At 69.5% G+C, this 12,418-nt stretch carries 14 protein-coding genes and 1 pseudogene; 1 reads left to right on the forward strand and 14 read right to left on the reverse strand.

Going from position 1 to position 12,418, the window contains the following annotated elements:
- Positions 1–93: 93 nt before the first annotated feature.
- The 5 genes from ACFT7S_RS24455 to rpsB form a co-directional block, all read right to left on the reverse strand.
- Positions 94–1,176, reverse strand: a complete 1,083-nt coding sequence (locus ACFT7S_RS24455; RefSeq protein ID WP_382735269.1) for a phosphatidate cytidylyltransferase — start codon at positions 1,174–1,176, stop codon at positions 94–96.
- Entirely contained in the window at positions 1,176–1,733 is a 558-nt protein-coding gene (gene frr / locus ACFT7S_RS24460; RefSeq protein ID WP_073726823.1) for a ribosome recycling factor, read from the reverse strand. Before frr ends, ACFT7S_RS24455 begins: the two co-directional genes overlap by 1 nt.
- 119 nt (positions 1,734–1,852) lie before the next feature.
- Positions 1,853–2,629: a UMP kinase gene (pyrH, locus tag ACFT7S_RS24465; protein WP_362834785.1), complete on the reverse strand. Its 777-nt coding sequence runs from the start codon at positions 2,627–2,629 to the stop codon at positions 1,853–1,855.
- A 159-nt stretch (positions 2,630–2,788) separates the two neighbouring features.
- On the reverse strand, positions 2,789–3,625 hold the full coding sequence (tsf, locus tag ACFT7S_RS24470) for a translation elongation factor Ts (protein WP_382735272.1): 837 nt from the start codon (positions 3,623–3,625) through the stop codon (positions 2,789–2,791).
- A 99-nt stretch (positions 3,626–3,724) separates the two neighbouring features.
- Positions 3,725–4,663: a 30S ribosomal protein S2 gene (gene rpsB / locus ACFT7S_RS24475; RefSeq protein WP_382735273.1), complete on the reverse strand. Its 939-nt coding sequence runs from the start codon at positions 4,661–4,663 to the stop codon at positions 3,725–3,727.
- A 279-nt stretch (positions 4,664–4,942) separates the two neighbouring features.
- On the opposite strand from rpsB, the pseudogene ACFT7S_RS24480 reads away from it, so the two are divergent.
- Positions 4,943–5,422 (forward strand): annotated as a pseudogene (locus ACFT7S_RS24480) (peptidoglycan DD-metalloendopeptidase family protein); the annotation flags it as partial.
- Between the two features lie 78 nt (positions 5,423–5,500).
- Here the strand turns inward: ACFT7S_RS24480 and ACFT7S_RS24485 are convergent.
- The 9 genes from ACFT7S_RS24485 to lepB form a co-directional block, all read right to left on the reverse strand.
- Entirely contained in the window at positions 5,501–5,707 is a 207-nt protein-coding gene (locus tag ACFT7S_RS24485) for a hypothetical protein (RefSeq protein ID WP_382735275.1), read from the reverse strand.
- A gap of 37 nt (positions 5,708–5,744) precedes the next feature.
- A complete protein-coding gene (locus tag ACFT7S_RS24490; RefSeq protein WP_382735392.1) occupies positions 5,745–6,302 on the reverse strand; it encodes a TetR/AcrR family transcriptional regulator in 558 nt (185 codons plus the stop codon).
- 128 nt (positions 6,303–6,430) lie between these two features.
- Complete coding sequence (whiG, locus tag ACFT7S_RS24495) at positions 6,431–7,267, reverse strand: RNA polymerase sigma factor WhiG (RefSeq protein WP_382735277.1); 837 nt, start codon at positions 7,265–7,267, stop codon at positions 6,431–6,433.
- Between the two features lie 254 nt (positions 7,268–7,521).
- Positions 7,522–8,652 (reverse strand): DNA-processing protein DprA, encoded by a 1,131-nt coding sequence (dprA, locus tag ACFT7S_RS24500; RefSeq protein ID WP_382735394.1) that lies wholly within the window; start codon positions 8,650–8,652, stop codon positions 7,522–7,524.
- Between the two features lie 62 nt (positions 8,653–8,714).
- On the reverse strand, positions 8,715–10,340 hold the full coding sequence (locus ACFT7S_RS24505; protein ID WP_382735279.1) for a YifB family Mg chelatase-like AAA ATPase: 1,626 nt from the start codon (positions 10,338–10,340) through the stop codon (positions 8,715–8,717).
- Positions 10,340–10,699: a YraN family protein gene (locus tag ACFT7S_RS24510; protein WP_382735280.1), complete on the reverse strand. Its 360-nt coding sequence runs from the start codon at positions 10,697–10,699 to the stop codon at positions 10,340–10,342. Before ACFT7S_RS24510 ends, ACFT7S_RS24505 begins: the two co-directional genes overlap by 1 nt.
- Positions 10,700–10,782: 83 nt before the next feature.
- A complete protein-coding gene (locus tag ACFT7S_RS24515) occupies positions 10,783–11,091 on the reverse strand; it encodes a DUF2469 domain-containing protein (protein WP_003965949.1) in 309 nt (102 codons plus the stop codon).
- Positions 11,092–11,154: 63 nt separating this feature from the next.
- The gene (locus ACFT7S_RS24520) at positions 11,155–11,643 is read right to left on the reverse strand and encodes an NUDIX hydrolase (protein ID WP_382735282.1); all 489 of its coding nucleotides are present in this window, start codon (positions 11,641–11,643) and stop codon (positions 11,155–11,157) included.
- Entirely contained in the window at positions 11,633–12,397 is a 765-nt protein-coding gene (gene lepB / locus ACFT7S_RS24525; protein ID WP_382735284.1) for a signal peptidase I, read from the reverse strand. The genes ACFT7S_RS24520 and lepB overlap by 11 nt, the downstream gene beginning before the upstream one ends.
- Positions 12,398–12,418 lie beyond the last annotated feature (21 nt).

Genomic DNA, 12,418 nt, shown 5'->3' on the forward strand with positions numbered 1-12,418 from the left:
TGTCGCAGACAGACGAGTGAGGGCCCGCCGTCCTGTGGACAACGGACCCTCACTCACAACATTGCAGGTCAGACGGTGTGCCGACGCGGTGCGTCAGCCCGATCCGACGAAAAGCACCAGCAGCAGCCAGACCACGGGCGCGGTCGGCAGCAGCGAGTCCAGCCGGTCCATGATGCCGCCGTGGCCGGGCAGCAGCGTGCCCATGTCCTTGATCCCCAGATCGCGCTTGATCATGGATTCGCCCAGGTCACCGAGGGTGGCACTGGCGGCGACCGCGAGACCCAGCAGCAGTCCCTGCCACCAGGAGCCGTCGTCGATCAGGAACTCCATGCACAGCGCACCGGCGACCATGGCGAAACTCACGGCACCGAGCAGGCCCTCGCGGGTCTTGCCGGGGCTGATGCGCGGCGCGAGCTTGTGCTTGCCGAAGCGCCAGCCCACCGCGTACGCCCCCGTGTCGCTGACCACGGTCAGCAGCAGGAACGTCAGGACCCGCTGCGGGCCGTCGTCGGCGGTGAGCAGCATCGCGACGAAGGTGGCCAGGAACGGCACGTAGAAGGCGGCGAACACGCCGGCCGTGACGTCCTTGAGGTATCCCTCGGGCGGTTCGGTCATCCGCCAGACCAGCACGGCGAGCGCGGTGAGCGCCATGGCGGCCCAGGCACCCTCCGCCCCGCGCACATACCCGGCGACAACCATGGCCGCGCCACCGACCGCGAGCGGCACGAGGGGCGCCTTGATGCCCTTGCGCTCCTCCAGGCGGGTGGTGAGCTCCCACAGACCGACCACGACGGCGGCGACGATCACGCCGATGAAGGCGGCCTTCACGACGAAGAGCGAGGCGAAGATGACGGCACCGAGCCCCACACCCACCCCTATGGCGGCGCGGAGATCACGCCCGGCACGCTTCTTCGGCGGGGGCTGCGGCGGGGTGGACATGGGCTCCTGCGGCATCTCGTCACGGAACAGGGGGCCGCTGACGCGCGCGGCCTCCCTGTCCCGGTCATCGCGGTTGTCAGCGTCTCTACCTGCGTCGGGAACGTCCGGCACGATGGGCATGGGCCGAGTGTGCTGGGCGTCATGCACATCGTATGCAGGACCCGCCGGGGCGGCTCCCATCTGGGGCGCGCCCCAGTAACCGGCTCCCTGCGGGGCACCCCAGGAAGAGTCGTTCATCAGACTTCGAGCAGCTCGGCTTCCTTGTGCTTGAGCAGCTCGTCCACCTGAGCGACGTACTTCGCGGTGGTGTCGTCGAGCTCCTTCTCCGCGCGACGCACCTCGTCCTCGCCGGACTCCTTGTCCTTGACGAGCTTGTCGAGCGTCTCCTTCGCCTTGCGGCGGATGGAGCGGATCGAGATCTTGGAGTCCTCGGCCTTGGTCTTGGCGACCTTGATGTACTCCTTGCGACGGTCCTGCGTGAGCTCGGGGAACGTCACACGGATGATGTTGCCGTCGTTGCTCGGGTTGACGCCGAGGTCGGAGTCACGGATCGCCTGCTCGATGTTGCGCAGTGCGGTCTTGTCGAACGGAGTCACCACGGCCATCCGCGGTTCGGGAACCGAGAACGAGGCCAGCTGGTTGATCGGGGTCAGCGCGCCGTAGTAGTCCGCGACGATCTTGTTGAACATCGCCGGGTGCGCACGGCCGGTGCGGATCGCGGCGAAGTCCTCTTTCGCGACGACAACGGCCTTCTCCATCTTCTCCTCGGCCTCGAGGAGGATTTCTTCGATCACCACGTGCTCCTGCGTGTCTTGAGTGGACCCGGCATCGTCGGGCCCTGCGGGTCATCCTGCGTCGCGTCCTCGCCTGCACGGTGTCCGACCGGCAGGCCGTTGTCCATCCTTGGGGGCCGTCAGGCCCTGGTGCCCTCGTCACTCACAAGCGTGCCGATCTTCTCACCCTTGACTGCGCGGGCGATATTGCCCTCGGCGGTCAGCTCGAAGACGAGGATCGGCAGCTGGTTGTCACGGCAGAGCGTGATGGCGGTGGCGTCGGCGACCTTGAGATCGCGGGCGAGCACCTCGCTGTACTCGAGGGCGTCGAACTTCACCGCGCCGGGGTTGGTCTTCGGGTCGGCGTCGTAGACCCCGTCCACCCCGTTCTTGCCCATCAGCAGAGCCTTGGCGTCGATCTCCAGAGCGCGCTGGGCGGCGGTGGTGTCGGTGGAGAAGTACGGCATGCCCATGCCGGCGCCGAAGATGACGACGCGCCCCTTCTCCAGATGCCGCACGGCGCGCAGCGGGATGTACGGCTCCGCGACCTGGCCCATGGTGATGGCGGTCTGGACGCGCGAGTCGATGCCTTCCTTCTCCAGGAAGTCCTGGAGTGCGAGGCAGTTCATTACGGTGCCGAGCATGCCCATGTAGTCGGACCGGGCCCGGTCCATGCCGCGCTGCTGGAGCTCGGCACCACGGAAGAAGTTCCCGCCGCCGATCACTACCGCGATCTCCGCGCCGTCCCGTACGACCGCGGCGATCTCGCGGGCGATGGTGTGCACGACATCGGGGTCGACACCGAGGCCCCCGCCGCCGGCGAACGCCTCCCCCGACAGCTTCAGCATGAAGCGTCCGGAAATCGTGCCCTCGTCGCGCTTGTGGTCGGCCTGTGTGGCGTCCGCGCCCTTGTCCATGGAAATTCTCCTCGTGCACATACGAAGAAGGCCATTGCCGGTGGGTCTGGTGTCCCTCAGCGGCAATGGCCTCCTCGTCAGATCTGCGGTCGTACGGCATGAGTGCGGCCGTCGACTGCACTAGACCCTATCGGGGTCCACCGTTGTTCGCGGACGTGCTCAGATGCCGACCTTGATGCGCGAGAAGCGCTTCAGGCTGACACCGGCCTCGTCCAGGACCTTCTGGACGGACTTCTTCGGGTCCTTGGCGAACGCCTGGTCCAGGACGACGACGTCCTTGAAGAAGCCGTTGACGCGACCCTCGACGATCTTCGGAAGGGCGGCCTCGGGCTTGCCCTCCTCGCGAGAGGTGGCCTCGGCGACCCGACGCTCGTTCTCGACCGTCTCGGCCGGGACCTCGTCGCGGGTGAGGTACTTCGGGGCGAAGGCAGTGATGTGCTGCGCGACGTCCTTGGCGACCTCGGCGTTCTCCTTGTCCAGCTCGACGAGCACGCCGACCTGCGGCGGGAGGTCGGGCATGGTGCGGTGCATGTACGCAGCCACGTAACCGCCGGTGAACTGCGCGAAGCGGTCCAGGACGATCTTCTCGCCGAGGTTGGCGTTGGCCTCGTCCACGTACGCCTGGACGGTCTTGCCGGCCTCGATCTCGGACGCGAGAAGCGTCTCGATGTCGGCCGGGGAGGTGGCGGCGACGTGCGCGGCCAGCGCGTTGGCGACGGCCTGGAACTTCTCGCCCTTGGCGACGAAGTCCGTCTCGCACTTCAGCTCGAGCAGGACACCGGAGGTCTTGTCCTCGGAGATGAGGGAGACAACGGCGCCGTTCTCGGCAGAACGGCCTTCGCGCTTGGCGACGCCCTTCTGACCCTTGATACGGAGGGCCTCGACGGCCTTGTCGACGCTGCCGTCGGCCTCGTCGAGGGCCTTCTTGCAGTCCATCATGCCGGCGCCGGTGAGCTCACGGAGCTTCTTGACGTCAGCGGCGGTGTAGTTCGCCATGAGTCTGTATTTCTCTCTCGAAGTCTGAAAGATCTACGGGTGAACGGCGGGGGCGGTGCTTGTGGCACCGGCCCCCGCCGTCTTCAGCCGTGACGGGTGTCAGGCCTGCTCAGCGTCCGCGGCCGGAGCCTCGGCCTCGGCAGCGGGGGTCTCGACCTCGGGGGTCTCGACAGCAGCCTCGGCGGCGGGGATCTCAGCAGCCTCGGCGTCCGCGACCTTCTCGGTCTCGGCGGAGGTCTGAACCTCGGCGTCGGCCTTCTTGTCGCCCTCGAGCAGGTCGCGCTCCCACTCGGCGAGCGGCTCGCCGGCGGCCTTCTCGCCCGGCTTCGAGTCACCGGTGGCGGCACCGGAACGGGCGATGAGGCCCTCGGCGACGGCGTCGGCGATCACGCGGGTGAGCAGGGTGACGGAGCGGATCGCGTCGTCGTTGCCCGGAATCTTGTAGTCGACCTCGTCGGGGTCGCAGTTGGTGTCGAGGATCGCGACGACCGGGATGTGGAGCTTGCGCGCCTCACCGACGGCGATGTGCTCCTTCTTGGTGTCGACGATCCAGACGGCGCTGGGCACCTTCTGCATCTCGCGGATACCACCAAGGGTCTTCTCCAGCTTGGTCTTCTCGCGCGAGAGAACCAGGAGCTCCTTCTTGGTGAGGCCCGACGCGGCCACGTCCTCGAAGTCGATGAGCTCCAGCTCCTTCAGGCGCTGGAGGCGCTTGTAGACGGTGGAGAAGTTGGTCAGCATGCCGCCGAGCCAGCGCTGGTTGACGTAGGGCATGCCCACGCGCGTCGCCTGCTCGGCGATCGCTTCCTGCGCCTGCTTCTTGGTGCCGACGAACATGACGGAACCGCCGTGGGCGACGGTCTCCTTGACGAACTCGTAGGCGCGGTCGATGTACGACAGCGACTGGAGCAGGTCGATGATGTAGATGCCGTTGCGCTCCGTGAAGATGAAGCGCTTCATCTTCGGGTTCCAACGACGGGTCTGGTGACCGAAGTGGACGCCGCTTTCCAGCAGCTCCCGCATCGTGACGACGGCCATGGCCGTACTCCTTGAGGTACTCGGTTATCGCGACCGCAGGATTGCTGTCGCGCCTGACGCCCCGACGCGCCGTGCCACAAGGGACCGAGGAGCGCGGCCACCGTCCGCAGAGAGGGTGGTGGCGGGGCGTGCGAAGTCGACCCGGTCACCCGGATCGCCAAAGGAAGTGTACGGGACCCGCCGGGTGCCGGGTGACGGCGATGTCCACAACCCGTCCGTTGTCCACAGATCGGTGTTCATGATCCCCGCGGACCGGCGGCGCCGGGCAGCGTTGCGGTCATGCGCTGCACCCCTGGAACGCCCTTGTCCCGTGGAACGCCCTTGTCCCGCTCCCCGGCCGCCACCCTGTTCGCCGCGTCCTCGGCTCTGCTCGCCGTGTCCGCGGCCCTGCTCGCGGTCCTGGCCGCCTGCGCCGGGGCCTATGCGTCAGGGCGGCCCGCGCCGGACGGAGACCGCTCGTGGCCGCTGGCGGGCCGCCCTGCGGTGGTACGCGGCTGGGAGCCGCCCGCCGGGCCGTACGGGCCGGGGCACCGCGGCGCCGATCTCGCCGCGGGACCGGGCGTCCCGGTGCTGGCGGCCGCCTCGGGCCGGGTGTCGTTTGCCGGGCCGGTGGCCGGACGGGGCGTGCTCGCCATCGAGGTGGCCGGGAGCGGGGAGCCACCGCTGCGCACCACGTACGAGCCGGTGCGTTCCCTGGTCACCAAGGGAGAGGAGGTCGTGGCCGGACAGCCGGTTGCGGTTCTGGAGCCGGGGCCGTTCCACTGCCCCGGGGCCTGTCTGCACTGGGGACTGCGGCGCGGCGGGACCTATCTGGATCCCCTGTCGCTGCTGCCGCCCTCACTGCTGAGGCGCGGCCCTTCCCGGTTGCTGCCGGTGTTCGGCGTACCGGAACCGGCGCCGCAGCCCTCGGCCGGAGGGGAGTCCTGGCCTGCGGCCGGTATCCGGAAAGCGGGCTACGGAGAGCGCGGGGCGCCCGGGCATACGGTCCATGCGGTCCATGCGGTCCATGCGGTCCATGCGGTCCATGCGGTCCATGCGGTCCATGTGGGGATGCTCGCGGTGGCCGCGGCAGTGGCGGCCGTCAGCCCCTTACACCGCGCAGGATCATCGCGACGGCCGTGTCGGCGACCACGCCCGGTTCCTCGGCCACGCCCAGCTCGATACGGCGCACCGCGGCGTCCACCGAGCCCTGGAGCAGCATCGCGGCGAGCCTCGGCTGCGTATGTCCGAGATCGCTCAGTGCCTCGACGATCATGGCGATCAGTCCGCCGTGCGCGGCCCGGATCTTCTCGCGCGCACCCGCGTCCAGCTCACTCGCGGAGATCGCCACGACCGCCCGGTGGCGCCTGTCTCCTACGAGGTCGAGCTGCCGGCGGACGTACGCCTCGATCTTGTCCTCCGGCGTGTGGGCACGCTCCATCGCATTCTCGACCTCGGCCGCCCAGACGGGGAAGTCGACGGCGCAGAGCTCCTCGACGACGGCCGCACGGGAGCGGAAGTACTCGTAGACGGAGGACCGTGCGAGTCCTGTGCGCTCGGCGAGAGCGGGGAAGGTCAATGCCTCCGTACCGCCCTCGGACAGCAAGGAGCGTGCGGCGTCCAGGAGGGCGCCGCGCTGCATGGTCCGGTGCTCGGCCACGGAGGCCGCTCGAATCCTGGGCACGTATCCACTCTACGGCGGCAGGTGTTCAGGAGGGGGTGCGCGCCTGCGTTCGAGTGGCCGAAGCCGGCCCGGCCGGGCGCCGGAAGGCGGGTGTCCGAGGCGCTTCAACGCCCCGCGTCGGCCAGTTTCGCCCGGAGTTGCAGCACGGACTTGGTGTGGATCTGACTGACCCGGCTCTCGGTGACCCCGAGGACGTTGCCGATCTCGGCGAGGGTGAGACCTTCGTAGTAGTAGAGGGTGACGACCGTCTTCTCCCGTTCGGGGAGCGTATTGATGGCCCGGGCGAGCAACCGTCTGAGCTCACGGCCCTCGGCGACCTCCACCGGATTGTCGGCGGCGGTGTCCTCCAGCGTGTCCATCAGGCTCAGCCGGTCGCCGCCCTCGCCGCCGACGTGCAGCAGCTCTTCCAGGGCCACCACGTTCGCCAGTGACAACTGGCTGAAAACTGCGTGCAGTTCCTCCAGGGCGATGCCCATCTCCGCGGCGACTTCCGCCTCCGACGGCGTGCGCCGCAACTGCGCCTCCAGCGTGGTGTAGGCGCGCTCCACGTTCCGCGCCTTCTGCCGCACGGAGCGGGGGATCCAGTCCAGCGCCCTGAGTTCGTCGATCATCGCGCCACGGATCCGGGTGATCGCGTACGTCTCGAACTTGATGGCCCGCTCGATGTCGAACTTCTCGATGGCGTCGATGAGTCCGAAGACTCCGGAGGAGACGAAGTCCGCCTGCTCCACGTTGGAAGGCAGCCCCACGCTCACCCGGCCCGCGACGTACTTCACCAGGGGCGAGTAGTGCAGGATCAGCTGCTCCCGCAGCCGCCCGTCGCCCGTGGACTTGTAGGAACGCCACAACTCGTCGAGGGAGGAGGGGGCGGGGGGACGCACAGTGCCACGCGCAGCCGGTGGTACTGCTGCACGGTCAGACCCGGAGGTGTGCTGGGGCATGTGGTGCCTTGAGCCGTTCTGCTGTGAAGCGCTGGGGAACTTCTGTCTGGTGCGGAATCCTTGTGAGCGTAGCGTGACCGATGCGTAGCGGTACGCGCAGGACCGGGGACCTGCACCGGGCGATTCTGCCCCATCGCGCGCGTCGCCGGCCATGACTGGGATCCGGGGCCGTCGCCGTGTGCGCCGGCCCCGGAGGCATCACCGAGAGAGCTGCCGAGGTCATCGGCTTCACCTTTTCACCCGAATGCTCCAGGTCAAGTACCGCCTCGCCGCGCGTCCCCGTTGCATGTCGGCCTCGGCGTCAACCGCCATCCGTCGCCCTCCCGTTCGACGAACCCCAGTGAGTGCAGTTCGTACAGTCGGCCGAGCGCCTCGTCGGCGGTGATGCCGGCGGTACGCGCCACCTCCCGGCCGTCGACGGCGCCCCGGTACGGCAGCGCCTCCAGGACCCGTGCGGTCACGGCGTCGAGCAGGTCCCTGGGGAGCACCGGGCCGCGCCTCGCGGGAGCCAGATCGCCGATGTCACCGACCAGTTCGGCCACTTCGGAGGCGTCGGTCACCAACACGCCCTCACCGCGCAGCAATTCGTGGACTCCGGCCGACAACCCACTGGTCGCAGGGCCAGGTACCCCTATCGTGAAACGGCCGAGCCGCTGCGCGCTGCGGGCGGTGACCAGCGAGCCGCTGCGGTACTCGGCCTCGACCACGACCGTCCCTCGGGTCAGGGCGGCGATCACCCGGTTTCGGAGAATGAACCTGCTGCGCGTCGGGTGGTCACCCGGCGGCAACTCGCTCATGATCAGGCCCTGTTCGGCCATGCGTCCGATCAACTCGGCGTGACCCCGCGGATAGGTGACGTCCACCCCGCAGGCGAGCACCGCCATCGTCGCGCCACCCACGGCCAGGGCTCCGCGATGCGCCGACCCGTCCACACCGAACGCGGCCCCGGAGACCACCACCCAGCCGCGCTCCGCGAGCCCCGAACCGAGATGTGCGGCCATATGTGCCCCGTACGGTGTGCAGGCCCGGGCGCCGACCACCGCGACGGAGCGCAGTGCCCACAGGCGCAGGTCGGAACGCCCCCGTACCCACAGTCCGATCGGCCTGGCATCGCCCAGGTCGTCGAGCTGGGTCGGCCACTCCCGGTCGCCGGGGCAGACGAAACGCCCGCCGACCGCGGCCACCGCCGCCAGATCCCGCTCCGGTTCGGCCGCCGCCGCCGCCCGTAAGCGGTAGCCACCCAGCCGCACAGCCGTCATCCCCGGCAGCTGCTCCGCCGAGCCGTCGGCGGTGGTGAGGCGCCGGACCAGTTCGACCGGACCGGTCTCCCGCAGCCAGCGGCCGGCGCGCTCGTCGCCCGGTTCGAGAATCCGTGTCAGAGCCATCCGCGCCGCCCGCGCCCGGTCATCGCGCTCCGCGTCTCCTCCATCGCCTTCCATCAGCCGGTTCACGACGCCCCGGCTTCCATCGGCACCCCTCGCTGGATACCCGTCCGCAGTTCCAGGGCCACCGCGACGTCCGAGGCATCGGGGCGGTCGGCGGCCCGGAGGTCCGCGACGGTCCACGCCACTCTCAGCACCCGGTCCAGTCCCCGGGCCGTCAGGACTCCCCGTTCCATATCGCGTTCGGCCGCGAGCAGCGCACCGGGGGCCGCGAGCAACCGGGTCCGCAGCTCATGGCCCGGCACTTCGCTGTTGGTGGTCCAGGGAGTGCCCGCGAGCCGGTCGGCCGCCCGCTGCCTCGCCTCCCGCACCCGGGCGGCGACCTCGGCCGTCGTCTCGCCCCGCCCACCGCGCCCCATGAGGTCCGCCCGGCTGACGGGCTCCACCTCGACTCTCAGATCGACCCGGTCGAGCAGGGGCCCGGAAAGCCGCGACTGGTAGCGCCGGATCATGGCGGGCGGGCATTCGCAGCCCGCCCCACTGAGGGTGTGCCGGCCACAGGGACACGGGTTGGCGGCAAGGACCATCAGGAACCGCGCGGGCAGCCGCACCACTCCGGCCGCACGGGCGACCACCACTTGTCCGGACTCCAGCGGCTGCCGCAGCGCGTCGAGCGCCCGTCCGGAGAACTCCGGTGCCTCGTCCAGAAAAAGCACACCTCTATGAGCCAGCGAAACCGCTCCGGGCCTCGGCAGGCCGTTGCCGCCGCCCACCAGGGACTGCATCGTCGCCGAGTGGTGCGGTGCGCAGTACGGCGCCCTGGTGACCAGGGGTTCGCCCGGCGGGAGGATGCCCGCCACCGAGTGGACGGCCGTCACTTCGAGGGATTCCTGACGGGTCAGCGGCGGCAGGATCGCCGAGAGCCGTTCCGCCAGCATGGTCTTCCCGGCGCCCGGCGGACCCGAGAGCAACAGGTGATGGCCCCCTGCCGCAGCCACCTCAAGAGCCTTGCGCGCCCTGTGCTGGCCGGCGACGTCCGCGAGGTCGGGCCGGTGGCCGTCGCTGCCCTGCGCCGCGAACGGGGCAAGTCCCGTCCCCACCCCGGCTCCGGGCATCATCAGCCCGGCCAGCATGCTGTCGGGGCGCCCCTGGGCCGCCACCGGTTCCTCGGGGACCGGCTCGTCCGCGAGCACGGCGATCAGCTGCCGCAGGCTCCGTACACCGAGGACCGAGACGCCCGGTACGAGGGCCGCCTCCCCGGCGGTCTGTTCGGGGACGACCACATGCCGATACCCCGCCTCCGCGGCGGCGAGCACCGCGGGCAGCACACCGCGCACGGGACGGACCCGGCCGTCCAGGCCCAGCTCCCCGATCATCACCACATCGGCGATGGTCGCCGGGTCGATGCGTTCAGCCGCACCGAGCACCGCGCACGCGACAGCGAGATCGAATCCGCTGCCACTTTTGGGCACGGACGCCGGGGAGAGGCCCACCGTGAGCTTCTTCTGCGGCCACTCGGCACCCGAATTGACCACCGCGGCCCTGACCCGGTCCCGGCTCTCCACCAGGCTCTTGTCCGGCAGACCCACCAGGGTGAACGCCGCCACCCCGGGCTCCAGGTCCGCCTGGACCTCCACCACCACGCCCTCGACGCCGACCAGCGCCACCGAACACGCACGAGCGAACCCCATCAGGCCACCCCCCGCACATGCTCGGCAACGGGTGCTCCGCGCCGGGGCAGGATCACTCCGACCAGATCGATCCGGACCCCGCCCGACGGCGGTCCGCCGTGCCGGTCGAGCCAGATCCCGGCGAGCCTTCGCAGCCGCTCGGCCTTGGCCGGTGTGACGGCCGCCATCGGATGCTCGAAGGCTCCCGCCCTGCGGGTCTTGACCTCACAGATGACCAAGGCATCGCCGTCACCTGCGACGATGTCGATCTCTCCGGCCCGGCACCGCCAGTTGCGTGCCAGTACCGCCATACCCGCGTCGGTCAGCAGCCGCGCTGCCAGATCCTCGCCGTACCGCCCGAGTGCCCCCCGTGCGTTCATTCGGCACCACCTCCGGCCCCGACTCTGCCGCGTCGGGCCGGAACTGGTGGATCTTGGTGGATAACTCAGCGATTGTGGATAACTCAGCCACCCGGAAGTTCGAGATCGCTCTTGTTGAGCTCCTCGATGTTGACGTCCTTGAAGGTCAGAACACGGACCTGTTTGACGAATCGGGCGGGCCGGTACATGTCCCAGACCCAGGCGTCCGCCATGGACACCTCGAAAAAGACCTCACCCTGAACCGAGTGCACTTGCATCTCGTAGTCGTTGGTGAGGTAAAAGCGCCGTTCGGTCTCGATCACATATTTGAACAGACCGACGACATCGCGGTACTCCCGGTAGAGCTTCAGCTCCATCTCGGTCTCGTACTTCTCGAGGTCCTCGGCGCTCATGGCATGTTCCCCTTCAGCCGTGCGTCCCCCTATTGTGCGTCAGCCTCTCCCGCTCCCGGTCGATTAGACGATTTCGGGGGCCAGGACCAGCGGATGACGTGGAGGACCCTCGTCGAGCAGCGTGCGCAGCAGCTCGGCGAGTCTGGTCGGGTACACCGTCTCACGCGCCGTGAGCAGTTCGGCGGAAGTCCACCACCTCGAACCCGCGATACTGCGCAGCTCCAGGTCGGTGAGGTCCGTCGGGGCAGTGACGGTCTGCGTCGTTCGGGCCAGGAAGTACCACTCGTCCTGGTCCCAGCGCCGCCCGTCGAACGGAAACGAGCAGGTCCGCTTCCAGAGCACCGGACCGAGTTCCACGTCCACGATCCCGGTTTCCTCCGCGAGCTCGCGCAGTGCGGCCTCCTCCCGGCTCTCCCCGCCCTCCAGGCCGCCGCCCGGGGTGAACCACCAGGTCTTCGCCGGGTCGTCCGGTTCGAATCCGTGCAGGAGCAGGATGCGGTCGTCCGGGTCGAGAAGGACCACCCTGGCGACCCTGCGCGACTCAGCGGGCATCCGCGGGCCCCGCCGTGCGGCCGCGGCGTGCGACCCGGGCCGCGATCGTGCTGTAGGCGGCCCCGCCCAGGATGAGCACGACGCCCACCACCACGGCGCCGAGCTGGAGCGTCAGCGGCCCGGCGGCCGAGATCCCGCCGGGCAGCCCCGCGAAGCTCTCCGGCCGCTCGATCAGGCTCTGCGACGGCCAGGCGACGGCGTCCAGCCGGGCCTGCACGGCGCTGAGCGGAACCGATCCCTGCCCGGGGTCCTCCAGGTGGACCCTGGAGTCCAGCGAGGTGCTGCGCTCGTCACCCAGGAGGAACACCTGGCCCTTGGGCACCACGGCCGTGAAGTCCTGCTGCGCGGCCGGCGTCCCGGCCCGGCCCCCCGTGACCGACTGCGTCTGCAGATACGGTTCCTCAACAGGTTCGCCGTTCACGGTGAGCCGTCCGTCGGCATCGCAGCAGGCGACCTTGTCACCGCCGACACCGACCACCCTCTTCACCATCGGCTGGTCGCCCCATACCGAATCGGTGAAGACCACCACGTCCCCGCGCCTCACATCGGCGCCGTCTATCCGCTCCGCCAGCACCCGGTCCCCGGCGTTGACCGTCGGGGTCATGGATGCGGTCGGCACCGTGTACGGCTTGTACACCACAGCTCCCCAGGCGAATCCGCCGAGGAAGAGCACACAGCCGACAGCCACGGCCAGGCTCGACAACACATTGCCGAGCCGGCCGTGGCCGTCACCCACTCGTCCTGTTCCGCTCATCCCAGCGCTCCCCCATCGGAG

It is taken from the genome of Streptomyces sp. NPDC057136, from assembly GCF_042670885.1.
Lineage (GTDB): Bacteria > Actinomycetota > Actinomycetes > Streptomycetales > Streptomycetaceae > Streptomyces.

Excerpts from the sequence above, each read along its gene's own strand:
- ACFT7S_RS24455 (WP_382735269.1), bottom strand. The coding sequence starts at position 1,176 with ATGAACGACTCTTCCTGGGGTGCCCCGCAGGGAGCCGGTTACTGGGGC.
- pyrH (WP_362834785.1), bottom strand. The coding sequence starts at position 2,629 with ATGGACAAGGGCGCGGACGCCACACAGGCCGACCACAAGCGCGACGAG.
- tsf (WP_382735272.1), bottom strand. The coding sequence starts at position 3,625 with ATGGCGAACTACACCGCCGCTGACGTCAAGAAGCTCCGTGAGCTCACC.
- rpsB (WP_382735273.1), bottom strand. The coding sequence starts at position 4,663 with ATGGCCGTCGTCACGATGCGGGAGCTGCTGGAAAGCGGCGTCCACTTC.
- ACFT7S_RS24485 (WP_382735275.1), bottom strand. The coding sequence starts at position 5,707 with ATGGACCGCATGGACCGCATGGACCGCATGGACCGCATGGACCGCATG.
- whiG (WP_382735277.1), bottom strand. The coding sequence starts at position 7,267 with ATGCCCCAGCACACCTCCGGGTCTGACCGTGCAGCAGTACCACCGGCT.
- dprA (WP_382735394.1), bottom strand. The coding sequence starts at position 8,652 with ATGGCTCTGACACGGATTCTCGAACCGGGCGACGAGCGCGCCGGCCGC.
- ACFT7S_RS24505 (WP_382735279.1), bottom strand. The coding sequence starts at position 10,340 with ATGGGGTTCGCTCGTGCGTGTTCGGTGGCGCTGGTCGGCGTCGAGGGC.
- ACFT7S_RS24510 (WP_382735280.1), bottom strand. The coding sequence starts at position 10,699 with ATGAACGCACGGGGGGCACTCGGGCGGTACGGCGAGGATCTGGCAGCG.
- ACFT7S_RS24515 (WP_003965949.1), bottom strand. The coding sequence starts at position 11,091 with ATGAGCGCCGAGGACCTCGAGAAGTACGAGACCGAGATGGAGCTGAAG.
- ACFT7S_RS24520 (WP_382735282.1), bottom strand. The coding sequence starts at position 11,643 with ATGCCCGCTGAGTCGCGCAGGGTCGCCAGGGTGGTCCTTCTCGACCCG.
- lepB (WP_382735284.1), bottom strand. The coding sequence starts at position 12,397 with ATGAGCGGAACAGGACGAGTGGGTGACGGCCACGGCCGGCTCGGCAAT.